The organism is Neobacillus muris (assembly GCF_943193175.1).
GTDB classification, from domain to species: Bacteria; Bacillota; Bacilli; order Bacillales; family Cytobacillaceae; genus Neobacillus; species Neobacillus muris.
This window is the reverse complement of sequence record NZ_CALPDF010000008.1, coordinates 13,717-39,911: the sequence shown is the minus strand read 5'-3', so window position 1 is coordinate 39,911 and position 26,195 is coordinate 13,717. Positions and strand designations below refer to the sequence as shown.

The window sequence follows — 26,195 nt, the reverse complement described above, 5'->3', positions numbered from 1 at the left end:
AATAAATAGAAGAAAGTAAATGGCCCTTACCAATTAAAACATCTCCTTTTATTTTTTCCCTTCATTCATGTATCCTTAAAGCATTGCAGGTATGGAGGTTAACAGCATGAAGAAAATATTTGCCGATATCATTCAATTTCGCGGCACCCATTATGACTTTGGTTTTATGCAAGGGGAACTCCTTAAGGATTCGATCTTGGTAAAAAACCGGGAACAGCAATGGAAAGTCCGGAAACCTCTTTTTCGGATTGACATAGAGGAAACGAAACATGTTTTCAAGAAATTGGCTCCATTTATTTGGGAAGAATTCTTGGGTTTGCAGGATGCCATGAAGTGGCCGATGGAACGGGTATTACTGGAATTCGGCGGGTACCGAACCAACATCCATCCTTCTGGTTGTTCCATTTACGTGGGAGAAGATTATCTGATCCGAAATTACGATTACCATCCGAAAACATATGATGGCCGATTCACCGTTTTCCAACCAGCAGACGGTGGATATGCCATCATGGGACCCTGCCAGAAGGTGACCGGAAGAATGGATGGGCTAAATGAAAAAGGTTTAACAATGGGATATACCTTTATGAACCGAAAACGCCCAGGTGACGGATTTGTCTGTAATATGATCGGCAGACTGGCACTGGAGCTATGCGCCACAGCTGAGGAAGCAGTCGATTTGCTGAAGGAGATTCCTCACCGCCATTCCTTCAGCTATATTTTTTTCGATAAGAAGTGTCAAGCACCGTACATTGTGGAAACTTCTCCGAGAAGGGTAGAAGTCCGGCAAGGATATTCCTGTACCAATCATTTTCATATCATGACAGAAGAGAATCGCCATAATTTAGATGATTCGCTGCAGCGGCAGGAAATGATGGAAAAGAATCGAATCCATGATTTGAAGGCTTCTGAGGCATTTCGGCTCTTAAATAACACCGGCCAGGGGGTTTTCTCCAAACTATACGGCAGCTGGGCGGGAACCATTCATACTTCCGCTTACTTTCCAAAAGGCATGAAGGTTTGGTTTGTTTTAGGCGGGGATCAGGAACCGATTGAATTTCATTTTTCTGAGTGGTTGAAGGGGAAAGACCTAGTGATCGATCGGATTGAAGGGGAAGTGGATACAGATATTCCTTTTGTCAATATGGAAAAAGCGGACTGGTATCGATCATGACCAATTTAATCGATAAAAGAGGAACTTTTGCTAAAAGGTTCCTCTTTTTTTAAGCAGAGACGTTATTTAAAAAGTTTATTACCGCTGAATTGAATTCCTCTGACTTTTCAATTTTTCCCATATGGCCGGCTTCCTTAATTCTGTAAAGGTTCGAGCTTGGGATTAATTTATGCATGATTATTTGATTAAAGGGCAGGCAAATTCTATCGTTGTTACATGAAATCACTAAAGTGGGCACCGTGATTTTTTTCAGCGTTTTTCGATAGTCGATTTCAAAACATGCCATTAATCCGAGAAGAAATCCGTCCAGGTGATCGGACCAGATTGGCATAACTTTTTGAATGTGTTCGTTACTTTTATCGTACAGGCATTTTGAAGTGGCAAAAGCTTTGAATTTTTCAACCGTCAAGTGGTGTATTATCCTTTTATTGCTCAATAACAATAGTTTTTTTAACCACTTGGGGACATAAAAAAGTGTGCTTGCCAGAATAAGGGTATCTATTTTTTCCGGATTTATCTTATAGATCTCCTGGGCCACCATGCCGCCCATAGAAAAACCAAGAATATGGGCTTTTCTTATACTTAAATGATCCAATAGGGCAACGATGTCCTGAGCCATTGCGTTTATCGTTATATCCTGATTTTGGGGGGCTCTGGTTTTTCCAAACCCCCGTAAATCAGGAATAATTAACTCAAAATGCTCGGCAAGTGTACGCTGAAATTCCCAGCCTTCTATCCGTTCTCCCAAACCATGAATAAGTACTAAAGGTTCCCCGATGCCGAGCCGATCATAGAAGAGATTGACTCCATTAACCTCTGCTTGAAGCAAAACATAACACCTCCTAACTCTGTATGAAACCTATTTTTCTATAATTATAGGATGAAAGTCTCGGAAATTACACCACAATACTTAAAGTTTTGTGAAATATTACCATTCCACGCAGGACTTAGTTCTTACCTGATATCGGGAAACAATGATTAAAAAAACTAATAATGAGGATTTAGAAAACTTATTTTATTTATTATCTTAATTTTGTTATTATTCTAATAAATTTATGGAAAGGTGTCAAAAAATCTTACATGGTATATCCAAAATCATTAATTTGTGGGAAAAGGAGAGAGACTTCATGGACGTCATACAGTTAAGAAGAGATTTTCATCGTTATCCCGAATTAGGTTTCACTGAATTCCGAACAGCTTCCAAAGTGGTAGAAATATTAAAATCACTAGACTATCACGTTATTTATGGTAAGGATGCCATAGATTCTGCCTCCCGCCGCGGGGTTCCTTCTATGCACGAATTGGATGAAGCGTATAAAAGAGCCATAAAATATGGCGCCGATCCAGCTATAGCCGAAAAAATGAAAGGCGGCAATACAGCGGTTGTTGGGGTGTTAAAAGGGAAAAAGGAGGGTCCGACAGTAGCATTCCGATTTGATATCGATGCTTTGCCCATTCATGAGAGCAAGGATGAAGATCATTATCCTAATATAAATGAATTTGCCTCCGAATTCTCTGGAAATATGCATGCATGTGCCCATGATGGGCATACGGCAATGGGATTGCTGCTAGCAGAAAGAATGGCAGATCGGGAATTTGCCGGCACGTTGAAAATAATTTTTCAACCTGCAGAAGAAGGCGGACGCGGCGGATTTTCCATGGCCAAAAAAGGGATCGTCGATGATGTGGACTTTCTATTTTGCTCCCATCTTGGCTTAGACCTCCCACTTGGTGAAGTCCACGGGGGAAATTCCAAATTTTTAGCTTCAAGCAAATTGAAAGCCAACTTTTACGGCGTTCCATCACATGCCGGAGGCAGTCCGGAAAAAGGCCGAAATGCCCTCTTAGGGGCCGCAACTGCTCTATTAAATATCCATGCGATTCCTCGGTTCAGCGGAGGGACAACCCGGGTGAATGTCGGAATTTTAGAAGGCGGCACAGCGGCCAATATTATTCCAAGTGAAGCCTCTATGGTCATTGAGGTCCGCTCCGATTCAGGAGACATAAAAGACGATCTCGCTGAGCGTGTGAAAGCCATTGTGGAACATAGTGCCCTGATGCATGGGCTAACATCTAGTATCGAAACCATTGGTGAGGCCACTATCATTCAGCCAGATTCCGAAATGGTTTCCGTAGTGCTTGAGGAGGCAAAGCAAATAGAGGGGTTTACTAGTTTCAAAGAGGATTGTGACATTAGTTTAGGTAGTGAAGATGCCTCTTTCCTGATTAAACGGGTACAAGAAAGAGGAGGGAAAGCAACCTATATGAATATTGGTTCTCCTTTACCGGCACCACATCATCATCATAAATTTGATATCGATGAAGCGGTGCTGCCATTAGCAGTTCAACTACTGGTAAGAATCGGAAAACGTATGTTAATTTAATAGATTTTTATTTTATAACCATACATACCATTTTCCGAATCATTAATAACTAATTTTAAAGGGGGTTTATTTATGTCAAAACGTTTAAAAAATTTCAGTTGGCTTATCACTGTTTTGTTGCTGCTGTCTGTTGCCTTAATCGGATGTAGTTCAGAAAACACGAGCAAAGAAAAAGATTCAGCTAGCGGTGACACTGCGGTGAAAAAAGGGGGAGACCTTCACGTAGCCATTGATGCACAGCCGCCAACACTTGATCCGCAAGTCTCCACCACTACGGCTACCAAAGAAATTGCCAGACATATCTTTGAAACATTATTGGTACTGAGCCCGGATTACGAAGTGCAGCCCATGCTGGCAGAGAGTGTCGACAAAAGTGAAGATGGGTTAACCTACACCTTCCATTTAAGACAGGGCGTTAAATTCCATAATGGCAAAGAAATGACAGCTGAGGATGTTGTGGCATCCATGAACCGTTGGTTAACAGTATCAACGCGGGCAGCCAATGCGATTGGTAAAGGTCAATTTACAGAAAAAGATAAATATACGGTTGAATTAAAAATTGAAAAGCCGACTGTCGGTGTATTGGATGTTATTGCGTCAACCAATCAGTTTGCCGCAATTATGCCGAAGGAAATTATCGAAAATGCCCCTAAAGAAGGTGTCACTGAAATTGTTGGTACTGGGCCATTTAAATTTGTGGAATGGAAGCCAGACCAATATATTCAAGTAGCAAAATATGATGATTACAAGCCTGTGGAAGCTAAGCCTGATGGCCTGGCAGGAAAAAAGGAAGCTTTAGTAGACAATATTATGTTTGAAGTCGTCACTGATGGCTCTACTAGATTAGGCGGAATTACAACTGGCCAGTACCAGATTGCCTATCAAATACCATCTGATAACTATGAGCAAATTGCCAGTTCTTCTGACATGAAACCAATCCTCAATTTATATGGCGGTTTAACGATGGTATTCAATAAAAAGCAAGGCCCATTCACCGACCAAAAGCTTCGCCAAGCTGTAAACACAGGTATTAATAATAAGGATGTATTAGTCGGAGCCTATGGTAATGATAAATTTTACCGTCTGGATAATGGCTTAATGTACAAAGATCAGGCGAAATGGTACACAGATGCTGGTAAAGAGTATTACAACCAAAATGATAAAGAAAAGGCGAAACAATTATTAAAAGAATCAAACTATAACGGGGAAGAGGTACGTATTTTGACTACCCGTGATTATGAGTATAGTTATAATTCTGCGGTTGTTTTGAAAGAAGAAATGGAAAAAATTGGGATTAAAGTAAAGCTGGATGTCGTGGATTGGGCTACCTTAACAACGAAACGAAATGACCCAGCTGCTTGGGATGCTTTTATTACCGGCTTTTCCCCGGTATCACTGCCGACTCAAACCTTGCCGTTAGACCCTGGATACGCCGGCTGGCCAGTGGATGAAAAGCTGCAGCAGTACACAGAGCAAATCCGGACGGCTCCTTCAGATAAAGATGCTTATGCTGTTTGGGAAGAAATGCAGGAATATGTATGGAAGGACTATGTGCCTTACATCAAAATCGGTGATTACTATACTTTCCATGCCTATAGAAATCAAGAAATCAAGGGGAATACCTATTTCGAAGGAATGATTCTTTGGAATACTAGTCTGACAAAATAATCACTTCATAGCACAATAAGAGGCTGTCTTGAAAGGTAGTCCTCACCGCTGAAACAATTTCAAGATGGGGGAAATACCTTCAGCCTGGAATTTTCACGGTGAGGTTTCGCCTTGCTTTTTACCAGCATCTTTCTATTACACATTATATTTCTGCTGAAGGAGGCTTGATTTATTTGAAATCGTATATTTTGAAACGGATTCTCTCGCTCATACCTGTGCTTCTGATTGTTTCAATTGTCGTGTTTATGATTATCCATTTGACCCCGGGTGACCCAGCATCCGTTATGCTCGGTCCAGAAGCCAGCCAGGAAGATGTCGAACAATTGAAGAACCATCTGGGACTAAATGATCCGGTTTACCAACAATATTTCCACTGGGTGGAAGGTGTGTTTCAAGGTGATTTGGGAGATTCCTTTTTTATGGATAAACCAGTAACGGCTGCCATCATTGAACATCTTGGCCCTACCATTTCGCTCGCCATTTTGTCACAAATTACCGCGATTTTGATTGCATTGCCATTAGGGATTTTTGCTGCCAGAAAGCGGGGTACTGTCACCGACCAAACGTTTATGGGTATTTCCTTGTTAGGTATTTCCATCCCCCATTTCCTCTTCGGATTATTCTTGATTATTATTTTGGCCATAAACTTAAGATGGCTTCCAGTAGCTGGATACCGTCCATTAAGTGCCGGACTCTGGGAGCATATTAAATATCTCATTATGCCGGCTATTGCCTTAGGTACTGGCCAAGCCGCATTGATTGCACGGATGACCAGATCTTCAATGGTTGAAACCCTGAACTTAAATTTTATTAAAACAGCAAGGGCAAAAGGACTCCATGAGCGGAAAGTCATCTATAAGCACACTTTAAGAAATGCGTTTATCCCCATCTTAACCGTAATTGGACAGACCTTTGGAACACTCGTTGCCGGGGCAGCCGTTACCGAAACGGTATTTAACATTCCCGGCATTGGACAATTGATTATCAATTCTGTCGAACGAAGAGACTATATGGTCATTCAAGGTACGGTATTAATGGTTACTGTTACCTATGTTCTGATCAACTTAATCGTCGACTTGCTCTATGGTGTCATTGACCCGAGGGTACGTTTGAAAAAAGAATCGTAAAACATCTTGCTCTGAATGGAGGTTATTGAATGGAACTGGTGGTTGAAAAAAAGCGACAATTAAGCGATTTTAGACGGGACATTAACCGGGAAAGAAGGCGTTTGTTTGTTCGCCGATTTTTTTCAAATAAATTGACGGTAACAGGGAGTGTCATTCTTCTGCTGACCTTACTCATCACGATCTTTGGTCCGATGATTTCGGCCTATAATCCATATGAAATGGTAGTGACAAGCAGGTTAAAAGCTCCAAGTGGTGAACATTTGTTTGGAACAGATAATCTTGGGCGTGACCTATTTGCAAGGGTCGTTTATGGGGCAAGGGCCTCCATGGGTGTTGGGCTGTCTGTTGCTATTATCACATCCATTTTAGGAATGGTGGTTGGTTTATATTCCTCTTATTATAAAATATTGGATCATATTTTGATGCGGATTTGTGATGGGTTAATGGCTTTTCCTGCGATTTTATTGGCCATTGCTTTAATGGCCGCATTGGGGACAAAAATTGAAAATGTCATTATTGCTTTAAGTGCCGTTTTTACCCCTTATGTGGCGCGGGTGGTACGTTCAGCGGCGCTGGTCGTACGGGAACAGACGTATATTGAAGCGATGAAAGCCCAAGGAGCCTCTTCGCTAAGAATCATCTGGGCACATATCGCACCAAATACGCTATCCCCTCTGATTGTTTATGCAACTTTTATTTTTGCTGATGCCATTATTATTGAGGCCGGCTTGAGCTTTTTAGGTGTGGGTGTGCCGGCGCCAGATCCAAGCTGGGGCAACATTCTATATGATGGAAAATTGGTGATTTTTACTGCCTGGTGGATGACGTTCTTTCCAGGTATCGCCATAATTTTAAGTGTTTTAGGCTTGAACCTGTTTGGGGATGGATTAAGAGACTTATTAGACCCACATACAAACCGTTCGAAGAAATAATTCGGGTTAGATTAGTTCTGAAAGGAGGCTGTGAAAATGGGAGAACACTTATTAGAAGTAAAAAAGCTTAAAACTCATTTCCAAACCGAAAGAGGGAAGGTTACCGCTGTTGACGGAATTTCCCTTCATGTGGACCGTGGTGAAGTGTTAGCCATTGTTGGGGAATCGGGCTGTGGAAAGAGTGTGACAGCTCAATCAATTTTACGTTTATTTGAAGAAAATGGGGTCACGACGTATGATGGTGAAATTAATTTTGAAGGGAAAAACCTTCTAGAGCAGCCCCTGTCTGAGATGAGAAAGATTAGGGGGAATGACATATCGATGATCTTTCAGGATCCATTAAGCTCCCTTAATCCTGTTTTTACAATTGGTGATCAAATCATGGAACCGATCATGCTCCATCAGAAGCTTTCGAAAAAGGAAGCCTATAAAAGAGCAATTGAAATGCTGAAATTAATTGGCATTCCGGCGCCGGAACAAAGGGTTCATGAATATCCTCATCAAATATCCGGCGGGATGCGCCAAAGGGTAATGATTGCCATTGCGCTTGCCTGTCAGCCTAAACTATTGATTGCGGACGAACCGACTACAGCTTTGGACGTAACCATCCAATCGCAGATTTTAGAATTGATTGACAGCCTGCGGCAGAAATTGGACATGGGCATCATGCTGATTACCCATGATTTAGGGGTTGTTGCACAGCATTGTACTCGAGTTGCCGTTATGTACTTAGGGGAGGTAGTCGAGGAAGGAGATGTGGATTCCTTATTCGAAAACCCGCTCCATCCTTATACACAAGGACTGATTAATTCGATTCCCCAGCTCACTGGGGATCGGAATCAAAAGCTCTCGATTATCAAAGGAATGGTGCCGTCCCTGAATGATATCCCGAAAGGATGCAGATTTGCACCAAGATGTCCTTATGCATCTGCCAAATGTATCGAAGAGAAGCCGGCATTAGAAACACTGGAAAACAATAAACGAATTATGTGCTGGCACTATAAAGAGATAGAGGGGGCTGTATCGAATGCAACATGAAGCAGTAAAATGGGAGGCACAGCCGGAATCAGAGTCTGCAAGAAAGAAACTGCTGGATATTAAGGGCATCAAAAAATACTTTCCGGTTAAAAATTCGATTGGGGTTACCAAGAAATTTGTCAAAGCGGTAGATGATGTTACCTTTTATTTATATGAAGGAGAAACCTACGGGCTGGTTGGTGAGTCAGGCTGCGGAAAAAGTACCCTTGGCCGGACCATTCTACGGTTGACGGAGCCGACAGAAGGGGAAGTGTTTTTTGGAGGAAAGGATATTTTCAAACTATCAGACTTAGAGTTTAGAAAAGAACGACAAGACCTGCAAATGGTTTTTCAGGATCCGTATTCCTCCTTAAATCCTAGAAAAAGAATTGGAGACAGTATCGCAGAACCGATGGTGATTCATAAAATCGGGAATAGTCATGAACGGATGGAACGAGTATTTGACATTCTGGAAAAAGTGGGACTTCATCCAGAGGCGTATTATCGCTTTCCACATGAATTTTCTGGAGGTCAGCGGCAAAGAATTGGTCTTGCCCGTGCATTAGTCGTGAACCCCAAGCTGGTCATTTGTGATGAACCAGTTTCGGCCCTGGACGTATCGATTCAATCCCAGATTATCAATCTATTAGAAGATTTACAGGAAGAATTTGGACTGACCTATCTGTTTGTCGCGCATGATTTAAGTGTTGTCAGGCATATTTCCGACCGAATTGGCGTCATGTACCTGGGAAAGATGGTCGAGGAAGCAGAAACGGATGAACTTTTTGCTAATCCGCTTCATCCGTATACACAAGCACTATTATCGTCGATCCCACATCCTAATCCAAAAATGAAACAAGAAAAGATTAATTTAAAAGGAGAAATTCCATCTCCCATTAATCCGCCGTCAGGTTGTACGTTCCATACTAGATGTCCATTGGCAACCGATATCTGTAAACAAGCTGTACCAAAAAGGGTGGAGAAGACACCAGGACATTTTGTGGCATGTCATTTACAGCAATAATCCCCCGAAAAAAATTTTCGAATAGGGTGATGAAATGAAAGTGGAGATCAATAGTCTAGTAGAAGATATTTTTTCAGAAATGATTGAGTGGAGAAGGGATCTCCATCAGCACGCGGAATCCGGCTGGCTTGAATTTCGTACGGCTTCTATAGTGGCGGAAAAGCTTGAGAAGTGGGGATATGAAATTAAAATTGGAAAAGAAGTTATTGATACACAAGCCAGAATGGGTGTTCCTCCAGAGGAGGTCCTGCGGCAGCATGAACAACGAGCGCTTGAGCAAGGGGCCAATGCGAAATGGCTGGAATATGTAAAAGGAGGTTATACCGGTGTTGTAGGAATCCTCGAGACTGGCCGCCCTGGACCGACAATTGGACTTCGCTTTGACATGGATGCCTTGGATTTAGTAGAGGCCAATGATCCAGAGCATGTCCCGGCAGCCCTAGGCTTTCGTTCGGTAAATGAAGGGATGATGCATGCCTGCGGCCATGATGCCCATACCTCCATTGGGTTGGGTGCGGCAAAACTGTTTTCTGAGATAAAGGATGAATTATCGGGAAAAATTAAGCTGATTTTCCAGCCGGCGGAAGAGGGAGTCAGAGGCGCCAAATCCATGGTAGCAGCTGGCGTGCTAGATGATGTGGACTTGTTCTTTGCTAATCATATCGGGACAGGAGTGCCGCTGGGGGAGGTAGTTTGCTCCAATAACGGCTATTTGTCCACCACCAAAATTGATGTTACCTTTTCCGGTGTGGCTTCCCATGCAGGCAAAAAACCAGAGGATGGCAGAAACGCTTTACTAGCAGCAGCCTCAGCGGTTGTGAACCTGCATGCCATTTCGCGCCATGGGAGCGGTAATTCAAGAATTAATGTAGGTGTCCTAAACGCAGGAACAGGGAGAAATATAATCCCATCATCTGCAAAATTAAAGATTGAAACCCGTGGTGATACCCCTGAGGTCAATGAGTATATTTTAGTCAATGCGCTAACTATTTTGAAGGGGACAGCCATGGCCCATCAGGTTGATGTCGATATTGATATCGTCGGAGAGGCAAAATCGGTTGAATGCAGCGAGGAACTGGCTGAATTTGTACAGGAATCGATAAAACATATAGAAGAAATCGAGAAGCTCCATCTCCTTACGAATGAAAGCTCAGGTTCTGAAGATGCCACTTATATGATGGAAAGGGTCAAAAATAACGGGGGATTGGCGACCTATGGAATCATTGGGACAACACTTGCGGCCGGTCATCATAATGAAAGATTTGATATCGATGAACTAGGGATGAAAATAGGGATAAAGGTATTGGCCCAAGTGGTTTTGAATACAAAAAATCTAAAGGTGAAAAATGCTGTAGTTTAATATTTTTCTACTAAAGATGAGAGATAGGGGTGCCAGGATATGAGGGAAACGATCAAATTTGCAGCCACAGGGGATTATCTGCCTACACGACGAATCCCAAGCTTTGAGGAAGACAGCTTCAAAAATATCGAAAATATTATTAAGCAAGCAGATGGAAGGATTACCAATCTCGAGATTAGTATTTTAAACAAGGAAGGTACCCCCGGAGCGATTCCAGGAGGAACACACATCAGAACTACACCAGATCGGCTGGACGATTTAAAGGCGTTTGGATTCAATCTCGTCGGCACTGCAAATAATCATGCATTTGACTATGGCTATGATGGTCTCGAAGCAACGAACCGTCATTTGGACGAAGCTGGCATTCTACATACAGGTACTGGAGAGAACCTTTATGAGGCGGGAAAACCTATATTCCTGGATACACCTGCGGGAAGGATTGGGTTTATTTCAGTTTCTGTTGTTTCTCATTTGACTCACATGGCAACAGAACAAAGGCATAATATCAAAGGTCGCCCGGGAATTAATGGTCTTCGCCATATACGAAGGCATATCATCAGTTCTGAAGAACTAGCAGTCTTAAAGACGATTGCCGAAAAAACGGAGGTGAATGCGTTCACGGAAATGTCGATTAAGGAAGCGTTTATGCTGCCGTTCCCTGAAGGCATGCTGCCATTTGGCAGAGATCAATATGGCTACCCGATGGTGTTTGAAACAGGGGAGGAACAGGGTCTCATAACCGAACCAAATGAAAAAGATATGAAGCGCATCGAAGGGGTTATTGATGATGTATTAAGACAGGCAGATTATTTGATGATAAACTTCCATGCCCATGAAATGAAGGGGACCAATAAGCAAATTGGCGCTGATTTTGTAGGAAAAGCGGCGAGAAGATTCATTGATGCGGGTGCACACGGTGTGATTGGCCATGGCCCGCATACCTTGAGAGGCATAGAAATTTACCGTGGCAGACCAATTTTTCATAGTTTAGGAAATTTTATTTTTCAAAATGAAACACTTGATGTCCTGCCTCAGGATTTTTACGATAATCATCATATCCCGAATGAGTATGGCGTTATGCAGGCGATGGATAAGAAGTCGCATAACGGAACAAAGGGATTATTGAATATTCCGGAAATGATGGAGTCTGTCCTGCCTTTTTGGACGATGAAGGATGGAGAATTAATGGAATTAACTCTATATCCATTAGAACTTTCGCACGGAAAAAGACGCCATCAAAATGGATTTCCAGAAATCACGAAAAATGAATCGATATTAAAACGACTGCAAGAGCTATCCGAACCGTTTGGAACAAATATTATCATTGAAGATGGCATTGGTCGGATTTATGCAAACGTGGAAGCAGAAAAAATGACACCTGAGGTTAAGTTTGTTTAGTGCGAACATAATAGTATGAACGGGGGAGAAATGGTTTTGAAGCAAGCAGCTTGGTTAAATGATTTTATCGAACAAACACAGGAGAAATGGACGTCTATCAGTGACTTTATCTGGGAAAATCCAGAAACAAGATTTGAGGAATTTATTTCCAGCCGGTATTTAAGTGAGCAGCTTAGAAAAGAGGGATTTCAGGTTCAAACTGGTGTAGCTGGTATTGAAACAGCATTTATTGGGGAGTATGGCTCAGGAAATCCGGTTATTGGATTCTTGGGTGAGTTTGATGCACTGTCTGGATTGAGCCAGAAATGTGATGTCGACTATCAGGAAGCGGTTCAGCAGGGGGGGAACGGCCATGGATGCGGTCATAATTTATTAGGGACCGGTTCTTTAGCTGCTGCTGCCGCATTAAAAAAATATATGGAAGAACATCAATTAAAAGGAACGGTCCGTTTCTATGGCTGTCCTGGTGAGGAAGGCGGTTCGGGAAAAACCTTTATGGCCCGTGAAGGGGTATTTGACGATGTGGACCTCGCGCTTAGCTGGCATCCAAAAAATCGGACCGGTGTTCAAGGGTGCAGCTCATTAGCCAATATTCAGGCATATTTTAGGTTTAAGGGAAGAAGTGCCCATGCAGCATCGACCCCTCATTTAGGTAGAAGTGCATTGGATGCAGTGGAGCTAATGAATATCGGTGCTAACTACATGCGTGAACATGTCAGCCAAGAAGCACGAATTCATTACGCCATTACCAATTCTGGCGGCATTTCACCAAACGTGGTCCAGTCAGAAGCAGAGGTTCTTTATCTTGTAAGGGATAAGAACATGAAAGCAACCAGGAAAATCTATGACCGTCTTTGCAAAATTGCTAAAGGGGCGGCGTTAATGACCGAAACGGAAGTCGAGATTGTATTTGATAAAGCTTGTTCCAACTATAACCCAAACCATACATTAGGCAAAGTCTTAGAGCAGTCGATCCAAGAGGTTGGGATGCCTTCCTATACGGCTGAAGAATATGATTTTGCCGAAAGCATTTGGAATACATTAACGGATGCTGAAAAACAAAGTACTGAGTTATGTGAGGAAATAAATTTAAAGAGGTTACCTGTCCAACCAGAGGGTCCGTTCTTGACTGCCGAGCTGATTCCTTTTGACGGAAAAGGGTTCCTTTCCGGCTCTACCGATGTGGGGGATGTCAGCTGGATTACCCCGACTGCGCAATGTATGTATACGACATCTGCGTTAGGAACCGTCCTGCACAGCTGGCAGATGGTAGCTCAAGGAAAGTCCTCGATTGCCCACAAAGGGCTGCTGCAGGTCGCTAAGGTCTTAGCGTTAACTGCTATTAAAGCGATGGAAAATCAAGATCTAATTAAGCAGGCAAAGCAGGAATTACAAGAACAGCTTGCAGATCATCCATACGAATGTCCGATCCCTGCCAATATCAAGCCTTCCAAACTAAGAGAAAGTCTTTTGGTTTAAAATGAAATTGTGGACTGCTTAATTCTGAATGCTAAGCAGTCCTCTTTTTTTAGTTCTTTTGGAAGAAAATTTGCCATTAGAATTCTATATGATTCTAATTAAAATTATTAATTTCAATTATCCTGCATTATCAAGTAAGATGTTTTACAAATACTAGTAATTATCAGGGAGTGGAATAGAATCTATGAACTACAGTTATATATCCCAATTATATTGCCCTAAGTGCAGTAATACATTTTCACATCAACAAAAGAACCAGTTATGCTCCTGTGGTTCTCCATTATTAGTTGAATACGATTTAGAAGAGCTGGGCAAGGTGCTTTCGAAACAAGCTTTGACAGGCAGAGTGCCTAGTTTGTGGAGATATCATGAGCTGCTTCCGGTCTGTGATGAAAAAAATGTTGTGACCTTGGGAGAAGGCATGACTCCGCTTTTATCTATGCCTGTGATGGGGGCAGATATGAATATACCAAATTTACTGATGAAGGACGAGGGAATCATTCCTACTGGTACCTTTAAAGCCCGGGGTGCAGCAGTAGGTGTTTCAAAAGCAAAAGAATTAGGGATAACAGAGCTCGCCATGCCTACCAATGGTAATGCCGGAGCTGCTTGGTCTCTGTATGCGGCGAGGGGCGGCATTCAATCTACTATCGTCATGCCAATTGATGCTCCGAAAATTACGAGAAATGAATCTGCTATCTCAGGTTCAAATCTGTATCTTGTGGATGGGCTCATAAGTGATGCAGGGAAAATCGTTTCGCAAACTGTTCAGGAATTTGGTTTATTTGACGCCTCGACATTAAAAGAACCGTACCGGATAGAAGGGAAAAAGACTATGGGTCTTGAGATTGCCGAGCAATTAGAGTGGAAGCTCCCTGATGTCATTTTATATCCAACAGGAGGCGGTGTCGGAATTATCGGCATTTTTAAGGCACTAACAGAGCTGAAAAAATTAGGCTGGGTGGAAGGAAATCTTCCCCGATTGGTCGCTGTACAAGCAGAGGGCTGTGCCCCAATCGTGAGGGCATGGGAAGAAGGGAAGTCTGAATCCGAATTTTGGTATGATTCTGAAACGGCGGCCTTTGGAATTAATGTGCCAAAAGCTATAGGCGACTTTTTGGTGCTGGATGCAATTTATCAAACGAATGGCTGTGCAGTGGCAATTGAAGATGATGTATTGTTGGAAGAACAAAAGAAGCTTGCAAGCCTAGAAGGGGCGTTTGTTTGCCCTGAAGGAGCTGCTACTTTTGCAGCAGCCCGCAGACTGAGAGAACAAGGATGGATTAAAGACAATGAAGTAGTAGTAGCCTTAAATACTGGAATGGGAATTAAATATCCTGACACCATTTCTGTTGATGTTCCAGTCTTGGAAAAAGGAGAGGCCATCCTCAAATAATAGGAAAATAACAAAAGCTTAAACTGTTTACACATGAATAATCTTAACCAATGTACATTAAGCAAAAATATCTAAAGTAGAGTAGTTTTCTAGGAAGGATAAAAATAAACTGACAGATTTCGGTTGAATGTCCATTTTAGGGATGACATAGGAAAAATTGCGGACAATTGGGTTGTTCTTAATTCTTAGCGTATGCAATGTTTTTAATTCTAATTCTTTACGAATGGTGTGTAAGGATAGAATGGAAATCCCTAAACCGGCTTCAACCGATTCTTTAATAATTTGGGAGCTTCCAAACGAACGGATCTCATTGGGCAGGAAATTGTTTTCTGAGAAAAGTTGATTAATGGCCTGGCGTGTTCCAGATCCCAGCTCACGAATAATCCATGTTTCTTCCCTTAAGTCATGGATCTCCACTTCTTGTTTAGAGGCTAGAGGATGCTTGGGTGAAACAATAAGGACCATTTCATCTTGGGCGAATGGGTGGATATGTAATTTGGGATTTTCCGCAATCCATTCCACAATAGCCAAATCGATTTCGCCACGAAGCAGTTTGGCAATGATTCGATGTGAGTTTCTGATTGAAATATTAGGCTTAATGAGTGGAAAATCTCCGGTGAATTCTGCAATGATTTTTGGGAGTAAATATTCCCCAAACGTATAACTAGAACCAATGGTAATAACCCCGCTGGCTGAATGGGATAAATCCTCTATTAAACGATTCATCCGATCGTATAGAGAAAGAATCTGTTTGGCATTCTGATATAAGATTTCTCCAGCTTTGGTTAATCGTACATATTTATTATTCCGGTCAAGTAACTTTAACTCATATTGCTTTTCAAGAACCTTTATGGATAGAGTAACGGCAGATTGTGAAATATGTAATGCCTCGGCTGCACGGGTAAAGTTCTTTTTCTCGGCAACTGTGACAAATGTGAGAAGATGGTAATCCATTGCTACCTCCTTGAGAATCAACCATTATAAAAATTTAATTCAGAATATTGTATATTTTCAAATACCAGAATAACATATTTGCTTGAAAAAAAGGAAAAAAATGCTCTTAAAAATAAACTTTAAAGGATGATGATCGTGAAAAAAATAGTCTTTCTCATGCTGGCTTTGTTGATTGCGCTTGCGGGATGCAGAAGTGACAGTACAACTAATTCTAAGGAAAAGGAAAGTAATAATGACCAATCGGGAGGAACGTTAAAGATCGCTCTTAATGCACAACCTCCGACTTTGGACACACATTTAACCACGACAACAGTTGCATTAGAGGTGACTAGAAATATTTTTGAGACCTTGGTCACACAGAATGCCAAACAGCAGCCTGTGCCGATGTTAGCAGAATCTATTGACAAAAGTGAAGATGGTTTAACGTATACGTTTCATTTAAGAAAAGGGGTTCCATTTCATAATGGCAAGGAAATGAAGGCTGAGGATGTTAAGGCCTCAATGGACCGATGGCTGCAGCAATCCTCAAGGGCAAAATTACTGTTAGACGGTTCAACCTTCGAGGCAAAGGATGAATATACGGTTGAACTAAAATTACAATCGTTTGTGTCAGATGTGTTAGACATTATGGCCGGAAGAGGACAATTTCCCGCAATAATGCCAAAGGAAGTAATTGAGTCTGCCGGTAAAGATGGGATAACCGAGTATATCGGAACTGGCCCATTTCAATTTGTTGAATGGAAACAAGATCAGTATATTCGGTTAAAACGCTTTGATGATTATGCAGCAGTCGATGAAGAACCAAGCGGAACTGCAGGAAGAAAAACGGCCTATGTGGATGAAGTCTATTATTATATCGTAAACGATCCGTCAACGAGAACGGCCGGGGTCCAAACGGGTGAATATGATATTGCCACATATTTGCCATATGATAATTATGATCAGTTGAAGAGTAACAAAGATCTCCAAACCTATGTCTCTTTTGATGCAGGTACATTAAATTTAACTTATAACAAAAAGCATGGTTTATTCGCAGATCAAAAAATGCGGGATGCGGTTAATACAGCGTTAGATTTGGATGCTATCATGCTGGCAAGTTACGGAAATAAGGATTTATATAAATTAAGTCCTAGCTATATGAGTATCGAACAAGTGGATTGGGCAACAGATGCAGGGAAAAAGGCTTATAATCTTGCCGACCCAGAAGCGGCCAAAGCCAAGTTAAAAGAGGCCGGCTATAACGGGGAGGAAATTGTTCTGTATGCGACACGAGATTATGATTACATGTACAATTCGGCTGTTGTCATAAAAGAGGAGCTGGAAAAAATCGGCATGAAGGTAAAACTGGAAATTTTTGACTGGCCTACTTTGATTGAAAGAAGGGAAAATCCTGAAAACTGGGATTTAATGACCGTTGGTACAGGATATGTAACGACACCATCACAGCTATTGGTTGTTAATCCTGATTATGTTGGCTGGACAAATGATCAAAAGATGGCAGACTTGCTTGCTTCGATTAGAACAGCTGAGACACAAGAAAAGGCAAAAAGCGGATGGGAAGAATTACAAGCCCATATGTGGGAAGCCTATTTGCCATTTACCCTATTTGGCCACTATTCCAATATCCTAGCGACGTCCAATAAGCTTGAAGACTTAACGGTATTTCAAGGTGCCATTCCTTGGAATGTAAAAAAGGTTGAGTAAATGTATCTGAAAAAACTCTCCTCTTAATCCAAGTCTGATTAGTGGGGAGAGTTTTTTTAATAAATGTCTCTGTTATAACTGAACGTGGATTCTCTGTGCTTGAAAAATAAACGGAGAAATTCCGTTTAAATTGGGAAATATGGGTATTTCCTTAAAAATAAGAGAGCTTTTTCCGTTTATTTTATCAAAATCATTGAATTTTGGCTTATCTAGAGCCGTTAAGCGGAATTTCTCCGCTTATATCGGCTTCTTAAGGCCCCTCTATCTACAATAGAAGGAGATTCTCCGCCTATTCATTCTCATACCTACACGAAATTCAACAATGAACCCTACAGAGCCTAATTAATAAAAGCATTCATGCTAAGGAGGTAAGATGAAGATGATGAATCAACAGCTGCTTCAAGACTTTTTACAAGTACCCTCAGCGTATAAATCACAAACCATTACTGGCAAAGGTTCTTTCACTTTTATTTCCAATCAGACGGGGATTCCCTAAATATGGACCTTGGATGACCAGAAAAATCCTATCCTTTTTACCAGGATGGAGGACCGTACATTAGGAGTATTTCATTCTCCAAACGGAGAGAAATCCATAATTGGCATGGATTGTGATGGTGACGAAAAACAACAATTGTATTTATATCATCAGGATCATTCGAGACTGGAGACTTTAGTCCTTTCACGTGAGCACTTTCATTATGGGGGCGGGTGGTCACCAGATAGCCGATATTTTTCCTATACTAGCAACCGTCGTCATCCCGGTTTCTTCGACGTTTTTATAGTTGATATCGAATCAAAAGAATCGAAAACGGTTTTTCAATTTGATGGTAATTGTGATGTACTGAGTTGGATTGACCAGGAGCATTTATTGATTAGTATTACGGAATCGAATTTGGACAACACTATCTATTGTTTAAACCTTGAAACCAACGAAAAAATGAGAATAGGAAACTCGCAGGTGACAGCAGGCTATAAAAATGTCCTAATAAGAAAAAACAAAACAGGAGGCTATTTGCTCACAGATAAAGGGGAAGAAACCTACTATTTGAGCAGCTTTTCCTTTGAGGAGCCTGATCAGCTGGTAAAGCTGCTTCATTGGCAAGGATGCGATATCGAAGAAGTGAAAAAGTCCCCGAATGAAGAATGGCTGGCTTTAAGTGTAAACGATCAAGGTTATTCCCGATTATGGCTTTACCATGTCGAAACAACTAGTAAGAAAGAAATTACTGGAATTCCTACGGGTGTTTTTGATTCCATTTCATGGAGAAATAATGATGAATTGATTTTCACAGTAAAAACTCCAGTCATCCCAGGTGATATTTGGCAATATTCCTTGATTCCCGGGGAAGTGACAAGACTAACGTTTGTCAGTGATTCAGAAACGATTGCCCGATATGGCCAAGAGCCTGATTTATGCAGATTTACATCTTTTGATCAACTGGACGTACCGTACTTCTTCTATAATCAGGGTCAAGGGACCGATAAACCGGCAGTGATTTATGTTCATGGCGGACCTGAAGGACAGACTAAAGCAGAGTATAATCCCGTTATCCAGTATTTAGCTAGTCAAGGGTTTGCAGTAGCCGCACCAAATGTCAGGGGCAGCAGCGGCTATGGACGCAGCTATATACAAATGGATGATGCCCGTAAAAGAATGGATTCAGTTAAGGACATTATCTCGCTCGTAAAGGTCTTAATCGAAACACATCAAATCAACCCTCATAAAATAGGCATTGTGGGACGCAGTTATGGGGGCTTTATGGTATTGGCTGCGATGACTCATTATCCAGATATATGGGCAGCGGGAGTCGATATTGTCGGGATTTCCAATTTGAAAACATTATTGACCAATACTGGACCATGGAGGAGAAGGCTAAGAGAGTGTGAGTACGGGTTTTTGGATCAAGACAGTGATTTCTTTGATGATATTGCACCTTTGCATCATTCTTATAAAATCAAGGCACCGCTGTTGGTATTTCATGGCCGGAATGATACCCGTGTACCGATCAGTGAATCTGAACAGCTTGTCAAGGAGATGAAAACACGCGGTCAAGAGGTGAATTTTACTGTCTTTGACAATGAAGGACATCAGACTGAGAAACGGGCTAATCATATTGTCATGCATCAAAATACGATTGAATTTTTTATCAAGCATTTAGTTCATTGACGATAACGAAGTAAGGAGGTTGGTTCATTTGTTAGAAAAAGTCTATCAATATATTGAAGATCATAAGGAAATGTACTTGAATTGGTTAGTGGAAATTTGCAGACAGCCAAGTGTGGCAGCACAAAACCGTGGTATCAATGAAACAGTCCAATTAGTAGAAAAATATTTACATAAAGTTTCTTTTGCAGTTGAAACCCTTCCAACATCCGGAAACCCTATCGTTTATGGGGAGCTTGATTCCGGGAAAGAAAAAACACTTACCTTTTATAATCATTATGATGTACAACCAGAAGATCCCATTGATTTCTGGGAAAGTCCGCCTTTTTCCCCAGAGATTCGAGACGGGAAATTATTTGCAAGAGGAACCGCTGATAATAAGGGTACTCTGCTTTCGAGGATTTGCGCGATTCATGCTTATCAGCAGATATATAAAGAGCTGCCGATCAATCTAAAATTCATTATCGAGGGGGAAGAAGAAATTGGCAGTCCCCATCTTCATGAATTCACAGAAAAATACCCCGATAAATTATCAACAGACGGGTGCATTTGGGAAAATGGCTTTAAAAGTACGGATGGCAGGCTGCAAATCACACTTGGCTGCAAGGGAATGCTTTATGTGGAATTGCAAGCAAAAGGAGCCAATGTTGATTTGCATTCAGCTAAAGCAGCCATTATCACGAACCCAGCTTGGAGGCTGGTTTGGGCTTTAAGCACGTTAAAAAATGAACAGGAAGAAATTTTAATAGACGGTTTTTACGACCGGATACAAGAACTGACACCAGCGGAAAAGGAATTAACAGAGTCGATTGATTACAAAGAGGAGGAAGAGTTGGAACAGCTCGGACTGAAGCACTATTTAAATAATTTAACAGGCTTTAAGCTTAAAGAGAAGCTAATTTTCCAGCCTGCATGTACCATTTGCGGATTAGAATCAGGGTATACGGACGAAGGTTCGAAAACCGTATTACCATCTGTTGCAAAAGCAAAAATTGATTTTCGATTAGTTTCCGAACAAGACCCTGAAGAAATATTGACGCTGCTGAGAAAGCATCTGGACAAACACGGGTTCAGTGATATTGAAGTCATCCCATTGAAGGGTCAGCATGCTGCCGTGACAGATCTGGAAGACCCTCTAGTAAGAAAAGTGGTCAGCAGTGCAGAGAAATTTTTTGATAAAAAGCCGCAGGTGATGAGATCACAGGCAGGCACGGGACCCATGTATACACTCTGTCAAAAATTCGGAATTCCAGCAGTAGGCTTTGGTGTAGGTCATGCGGGGTCTCAAAATCATGCACCAAATGAGAACATTTATATGGATGACTTTATCGAAGGGATCAAATTTGCGGCATTGGTCATCCATGAGTTTTAAATCCATTTTTAGGAAGTGAAAAGTTTGAGTGAAAGAGTAAATGAAAAGATGGAAGAAATGTTAGAACTCTTGGAAAATCTGGTAAATATCGATAGTGGAAGTTATTTCAAGCAAGGCATTGACCAAGTTGGAGCTATCTTGTCAAGTGAATATAAATCACTGGGCTTCGATGTCCATGTCCATCCACAAGAAAACAGAGGAAACAATCTGGTGATTAGGCATCCAGATGCCGTTGCTCCTAAGGTGATGATTGCTGCCCATATGGATACCGTATTTCCAATAGGAACGGCAAAACAGCGGCCCTTCAGGGTAGATGGCAACTATGCCTATGGTCCTGGCGTCGTGGATATGAAAGCAAGCTTGGTATCTGTTCTATTTGCTATGAAGACATTGATGGAATCACAGGATGAAGCTTACAAGAACGTTGAAATCGTCCTGAATAGTGACGAAGAAATCGGATCGAGGCATTCAAGAACTTTAATTGAAGAAGTAGGCAAAGGGAAAGAGTTTGCATTGATCGTAGAAGCTGCAGGGAAAAATGGCTCGATTGTCACGCAGCGTAAGGGAGGGGCGAGGTACAAAATAAAAGTAAAAGGTGTGCCTGCCCATTCAGGGTCAGATCATGAGAAGGGCCGCAGTGCCATCGAAGAAATCGCACATAAAACAATTAAATTGCATAAAATTACTGACTATGATAAAGGAATCACGGTAAATGTCGGTTTGATAAAAGGCGGAACCTCCGCCAATACGATTGCCCCGATTGCTGAAGCGGAAGTGGATGTAAGGATCACTAAACTTGAGCAAATAAAAGCAGTTGAACAGAAGATTCAAGAAATTTGTTCCGATCCAACTATAAAAGGGACAAAAATTGAAGTGGCGGGTCAGCTTAATCGTCCACCGATGGTGAAAACTGAAAAATCTAACCAACTGATCCGTATAGTGCAGGAAATTGGCAAAGAGCTGGGGATTAAGATCAAGGAGGAATTTAGAGGAGGTTGTTCCGACGGGTCATTTACCAGTTGCATGGGCATTGCAACGGTAGATGGGATGGGTCCAATCGGCGGGAATGGCCATCGAGATGATGAATACTTGGAAATCTCCTCGTTACCTGTTCGAACTGCTTTGCTGGCAGAAACGATCAGTAGACTAACCCATATGAATACGAACGAACCAATAAAGAGGCATTTGTTGAACATAAAAGACACCATCGGTTAAAAACACGTAACCATTTGGATAAAATAAGCAGGCAGAATAATCTTAGTTTTGCCTGCTCCCCTCATTCCGATTCCAATATTTTCCCTTTTGATAAATGGATAATTTTTCTAGCCGGTTTTAAAATATTCCTCATCCGAATACCAAATACTAGTAAAAAAACACTAGGGGGAATATAGAGTGGATGGTGTGCTTTCAAAGGAACATATCATTTTAATTGTTACTTCGATTATTGTCGGCACTTTAGCCCGAATTATCACCATTAAAGAGGACTTTAGACAGTATCCGAGCTATCCAAACGGGTATCTGATCCATTTGGTAACAGGCTTTGTGGCTGCAGCGCTGGGAGCTGTTGCTATTCCCGCACTTATGACAAAAAACTTTGTGGCCGTCACTTTTTTAACATTAGCTATCCAGCAATTTAGGGATGTCCGAAAGTCAGAAAGGGAGAGCCTAAAGGACTTAGAAAACACGGAGTACGCCTATCGAGGGGATGCTTACATTGATGGGATTGCCAAAACCTTTGAATCCAGAAATTATTTTGCACTTATCGTAGCGTTAGCTACTGGCATTACCATTCAGCTGGTGGACAGCAAATCAAGCTTAGTTAAAATCATTTCAGGTGCAATTGTTGGGTTCCTTTTCCTTTACATACTAAAACGTTTTTCAAAAGGAAAAACAATCGGAGATGTAGCAGAAGTAAATGAAGCAAAAATTGAAGTGAAAAACCATGAATTGTATGTAGACGGCATGTACGTTTCAAACCTTCTTGGGACAGAGAATGCAGCGCAATTGTTTCAAGAGGAGGGTAGGGCTGTGGTCATTAGTCCCAAGAAGGATTATCTTCGTGTTACATTGGAGAATTTTGGGCAAAGACAGGCAGCTTTGTTCGAGGCAACAAGGACCTTGGGGGTGAAACGGTACCATTTTACCCGGAGGGATTTTGAGAATGGCCGTGTCGTAATTGCTTTAGTTCCGATCATAAATGACATCGAAAAACTAATTGAAGCTGTGAAGAAAACACCGCTTCTAGAAAGCACCAAAAAAAGCGAATCCGTTATGAAAACGAATATGGTAGGGAGGGAATAAAATGGGGCGTGAAGCGAATTCAGAACCAAAATATGATATTCTCGCTCTCGTAACGCTGGATAAAAATCGAATATTAGGCGGCAAGCAATTGACTTTGTTAGCAAAAGATGAGGCGGAACAGAAAGTCATGACTGCCGATATTGCCAAAGCACTGAAGGCGGATGTGGTCCAGATGACATCAGGAGATTATTTAGTCATTAGGGTATAGAGTGCTATGAGGACGAGCCATTTGCCTGCAAAAGGATCGTCCCCATTGGATAATCAAGAGAGCATATTCATTACTTAAAATCTTTTAAGGTCATTTGCTTAATTCCTTCTATGTGCTCTTCCATTAAATTTTGCGCCACACTAACATTTGAATTTATTAATGCTTGCAAAATACCTTTATGCTCATTATTAGCCTGCCGTGGCCTTTCCTGGGAACGGGCAATAATGACACCAATCCAGTTGATTTGCGCCTCGATTGATTCCATCATTTTGATTAACCGGCTGTTTTCTGAACAGGTGATTAAAGTTTTGTGCAGATTTCGATCTGAATGAAAAAAAGACTGAAAGTTTCCGCGATCAATGTCCTTATCAACATCTAATGTGTTTTGGTAAAGCTCTTCCAAAGTCTGCTTGGGAAGGTTAGACATAGCCAATTTTATAGCCTGCCTCTCTAAAGCCTTTCTAACTTCATAAATTTCTTCAATATCCTTCACTTTAGGCTGACTAACATAGGTGCCGGACCTGCTTTTTACCTCAACAAGACCATCTTGCTGGAGCAATTGTAATGCATCCCTTACAGGAGTTTTACTGACACCTAACTCTTTGGCAATTTCATTGTAATCTATCCTTGTACCTGGCCTTAATTCTGTACTGACGATTTTATCTCTAAGATAGTAATAAATTTTTTCATTTAAATTGCGATTGTCAAATGCAACATTAACCACAGTGTCTACCTCCATTAACGGCTTATATATTTTCGGAAATTATTGACAATTAAGAAAATTAGTATTATTATCTAATATATCAGATATTATATATCAAGACCAGTGACAAATGTTATAAAGGAGGGAATTTTTTGAAGAGTATTGCACTATTCGGATTAACAGGGCAAGGGATTGAAACGGCAGGTGAAATCCTATCCCATGTAATTCAATCACTTGGTTATTCACATCGAAATTGGCGTGATTTTTCAACTATTATCCGAGGCGGACACACATCCTTTGAGATGTATATTGCAGACAAGTTTGATTCCCAGCCACCTCCCCGATTACAATCTATTGACTTAGCTGTCGTTTGGACTGATGAAGGGGTCGAACGTTATATACCGCGATTAAAAGATTCGTCCAAGATATTTGGACCAGAAAATATTAAAGGAATTCCTACACCCCACCAGGGAAATATACCAAAACTTGGTTTTAACGTTTGGGCTTTAGGCATCATAAGCGGCTTTTTAGGAATTCCCTTTGAAAAAGTAAACAATGAAGTAGAAATGCGATTTAGGAAGGGGAAAAATACTGATTTATTTGAAGCCGGCTATCAATTGGGTTTAACTGTTCAAATAGAGGAACCTCTTAATGACTTATCGATAGAAAACGCGACGATTTCGGGAAATGATGCGTTGTGTCTTGGTGCCATCGCTGGGGGTGTCAGATATTATTATGGTTACCCTATTACTCCCGCTTCTGAGATATTGGAAAATTTCTTCAAATGGCTGCCGCCAATCGGAGGTGGAGCATTTCAAGTAGAGGATGAAATGGCTGCCATTCATGCGGCCATAGGCTGCAGCTATGCAGGACAACGGACATTCGTTGCCACCAGCGGACCTGGTCTGTCCCTAATGACAGAGGGTTTGGGATATGCAGCCGCAACAGAAATTCCACTGGTTTTAGTCGATAATCAGCGTGGCGGTCCATCAACAGGGATGCCCACAAAAACCGAACAAAGTGACTTACTTCATCTTATGAATGCAGGACATGGGGAATTTGCCCGTATCCTTCTTACCCCAACAAGTGTTTTGGATTGTATCACCGTGATTCAAGAAGCACTTAACCTCTCAGAATTTTATCAATGCCCCGTCATTATTGCACTAGATTTAGACTTAGCCCTTAGAAAAATATCCATTCCATGGAAGGAAATAGAAGACGTTATCAAATCAGTTGAAATTGACAGAGGACGAACCATAATGGATTCACCAATTGATGAAAAATATAAAAGATTTGAATCAGCTGGAACTGCTCCTCCGTTAAGAACCGTACCTGGAGTAAAAGGCGGGGCATACGTGGCTAGTGGTGACGAGCATGATGAAAGTGGTTTTATGGAACCAGATTTTAGAAAGGTAAGAGGGTCCTTACATATCCGTAGGTTAAACAAAGCAAACTCGATTCACTATAATAGACCTTTTACCAGATTTGGAAACCATGACAGTCCAATTACCCTTATTGGCACAGGTGCAATGGGCGAATTAATCGAAAACTTTGTGAAGAATCATCCTGGTTTGTACCAAGGTTTATTAATTCGCCAGCTTGCTCCACTTGCAAAAGAGGAATTGGCAGAAGCTCTGAAGGATTCCAGAAAAGTAATCATTGCAGAGTATAATGCTAAAGCTCAAATACGGACCATTTTAAAAGAAGCCATAAAAGACAAGCATATCTATTCTCTTTTGAGGTTTGATGGTGAACACTTTACCGATCAAGAATTTCAGGAAGAAATCTTAACGATTTTAGATGGACTTACTAGCGATCTAACAAAATAGGGGG

The 26,195-nt window shown here is 41.4% G+C and carries 21 protein-coding genes; 18 read left to right on the top strand and 3 right to left on the bottom strand.

Features of this window, described 5'->3' with window-relative positions; all coding sequences use genetic code 11:
* The first annotated feature begins 106 nt into the window (after positions 1–106).
* Complete coding sequence (locus NFS43_RS08135) at positions 107–1,171, top strand: C45 family autoproteolytic acyltransferase/hydrolase (RefSeq protein WP_251551150.1); 1,065 nt, start codon at positions 107–109, stop codon at positions 1,169–1,171.
* Positions 1,172–1,220: 49 nt separating this feature from the next.
* Here NFS43_RS08135 and NFS43_RS08130 read toward each other — a convergent pair whose 3' ends face one another.
* A complete protein-coding gene (locus tag NFS43_RS08130; protein WP_277613912.1) occupies positions 1,221–2,000 on the bottom strand; it encodes an alpha/beta fold hydrolase in 780 nt (259 codons plus the stop codon).
* 298 nt (positions 2,001–2,298) lie between these two features.
* On the opposite strand from NFS43_RS08130, the gene NFS43_RS08125 reads away from it, so the two are divergent.
* The 10 genes from NFS43_RS08125 (at position 2,299) to NFS43_RS08080 (ending at position 14,956) form a co-directional block, all read left to right on the top strand.
* Complete coding sequence (locus tag NFS43_RS08125) at positions 2,299–3,555, top strand: amidohydrolase (protein WP_251551148.1); 1,257 nt, start codon at positions 2,299–2,301, stop codon at positions 3,553–3,555.
* 72 nt (positions 3,556–3,627) lie between these two features.
* Positions 3,628–5,223 (top strand): ABC transporter substrate-binding protein, encoded by a 1,596-nt coding sequence (locus NFS43_RS08120; protein ID WP_251551146.1) that lies wholly within the window; start codon positions 3,628–3,630, stop codon positions 5,221–5,223.
* A 173-nt stretch (positions 5,224–5,396) separates the two neighbouring features.
* Positions 5,397–6,350: an ABC transporter permease gene (locus tag NFS43_RS08115; RefSeq protein ID WP_251551145.1), complete on the top strand. Its 954-nt coding sequence runs from the start codon at positions 5,397–5,399 to the stop codon at positions 6,348–6,350.
* A 29-nt stretch (positions 6,351–6,379) separates the two neighbouring features.
* Positions 6,380–7,282, top strand: coding sequence for an ABC transporter permease (locus NFS43_RS08110; RefSeq protein ID WP_251551144.1), 903 nt, complete (start codon positions 6,380–6,382; stop codon positions 7,280–7,282).
* Positions 7,283–7,318: 36 nt separating this feature from the next.
* A complete protein-coding gene (locus NFS43_RS08105; protein ID WP_251551143.1) occupies positions 7,319–8,320 on the top strand; it encodes an ABC transporter ATP-binding protein in 1,002 nt (333 codons plus the stop codon).
* Entirely contained in the window at positions 8,310–9,323 is a 1,014-nt protein-coding gene (locus NFS43_RS08100; RefSeq protein WP_251551142.1) for an ABC transporter ATP-binding protein, read from the top strand. Before NFS43_RS08105 ends, NFS43_RS08100 begins: the two co-directional genes overlap by 11 nt.
* Positions 9,324–9,357: 34 nt before the next feature.
* Positions 9,358–10,683, top strand: a complete 1,326-nt coding sequence (locus NFS43_RS08095) for an amidohydrolase (RefSeq protein WP_251551141.1) — start codon at positions 9,358–9,360, stop codon at positions 10,681–10,683.
* A 39-nt stretch (positions 10,684–10,722) separates the two neighbouring features.
* Positions 10,723–12,081 (top strand): CapA family protein, encoded by a 1,359-nt coding sequence (locus NFS43_RS08090; RefSeq protein WP_251551140.1) that lies wholly within the window; start codon positions 10,723–10,725, stop codon positions 12,079–12,081.
* Between the two features lie 30 nt (positions 12,082–12,111).
* Positions 12,112–13,560 carry a M20 family metallopeptidase gene (locus NFS43_RS08085; RefSeq protein ID WP_251551138.1) on the top strand — a complete coding sequence of 483 codons (1,449 nt, stop codon included), beginning with the start codon at positions 12,112–12,114 and terminating at the stop codon, positions 13,558–13,560.
* Positions 13,561–13,744: 184 nt separating this feature from the next.
* Entirely contained in the window at positions 13,745–14,956 is a 1,212-nt protein-coding gene (locus NFS43_RS08080; RefSeq protein ID WP_251551136.1) for a threonine synthase, read from the top strand.
* Between the two features lie 57 nt (positions 14,957–15,013).
* Here the strand turns inward: NFS43_RS08080 and NFS43_RS08075 are convergent, their stop codons facing one another.
* A complete protein-coding gene (locus tag NFS43_RS08075; protein WP_251551134.1) occupies positions 15,014–15,910 on the bottom strand; it encodes a LysR family transcriptional regulator in 897 nt (298 codons plus the stop codon).
* 129 nt (positions 15,911–16,039) lie between these two features.
* Here NFS43_RS08075 and NFS43_RS08070 point away from each other — a divergent pair, with 129 nt between their 5' ends.
* The 6 genes from NFS43_RS08070 (at position 16,040) to NFS43_RS08045 (ending at position 23,659) form a co-directional block, all read left to right on the top strand.
* Positions 16,040–17,614: an ABC transporter substrate-binding protein gene (locus tag NFS43_RS08070; RefSeq protein ID WP_251551258.1), complete on the top strand. Its 1,575-nt coding sequence runs from the start codon at positions 16,040–16,042 to the stop codon at positions 17,612–17,614.
* A gap of 541 nt (positions 17,615–18,155) precedes the next feature.
* On the top strand, positions 18,156–19,781 hold the full coding sequence (locus NFS43_RS08065; RefSeq protein WP_251551132.1) for an alpha/beta hydrolase family protein: 1,626 nt from the start codon (positions 18,156–18,158) through the stop codon (positions 19,779–19,781).
* Between the two features lie 28 nt (positions 19,782–19,809).
* A complete protein-coding gene (locus tag NFS43_RS08060) occupies positions 19,810–21,150 on the top strand; it encodes a M20/M25/M40 family metallo-hydrolase (protein WP_251551131.1) in 1,341 nt (446 codons plus the stop codon).
* Between the two features lie 24 nt (positions 21,151–21,174).
* On the top strand, positions 21,175–22,365 hold the full coding sequence (locus NFS43_RS08055; protein WP_251551130.1) for a M20 family metallopeptidase: 1,191 nt from the start codon (positions 21,175–21,177) through the stop codon (positions 22,363–22,365).
* A gap of 177 nt (positions 22,366–22,542) precedes the next feature.
* The gene (locus tag NFS43_RS08050) at positions 22,543–23,451 is read left to right on the top strand and encodes a YIEGIA family protein (protein WP_251551129.1); all 909 of its coding nucleotides are present in this window, start codon (positions 22,543–22,545) and stop codon (positions 23,449–23,451) included.
* A 1-nt stretch (position 23,452) separates the two neighbouring features.
* Positions 23,453–23,659 carry a capping complex subunit for YIEGIA gene (locus NFS43_RS08045; RefSeq protein WP_251551128.1) on the top strand — a complete coding sequence of 69 codons (207 nt, stop codon included), beginning with the start codon at positions 23,453–23,455 and terminating at the stop codon, positions 23,657–23,659.
* 70 nt (positions 23,660–23,729) lie between these two features.
* On the opposite strand, the gene NFS43_RS08040 is transcribed toward NFS43_RS08045, so the two are convergent.
* A complete protein-coding gene (locus tag NFS43_RS08040; RefSeq protein WP_251551127.1) occupies positions 23,730–24,383 on the bottom strand; it encodes a GntR family transcriptional regulator in 654 nt (217 codons plus the stop codon).
* Positions 24,384–24,514: 131 nt separating this feature from the next.
* Between NFS43_RS08040 and NFS43_RS08035 the strand changes: the two genes are divergently transcribed.
* On the top strand, positions 24,515–26,191 hold the full coding sequence (locus NFS43_RS08035; protein WP_251551126.1) for a 2-oxoacid:acceptor oxidoreductase family protein: 1,677 nt from the start codon (positions 24,515–24,517) through the stop codon (positions 26,189–26,191).
* The last annotated feature ends 4 nt before the right edge of the window (positions 26,192–26,195 follow it).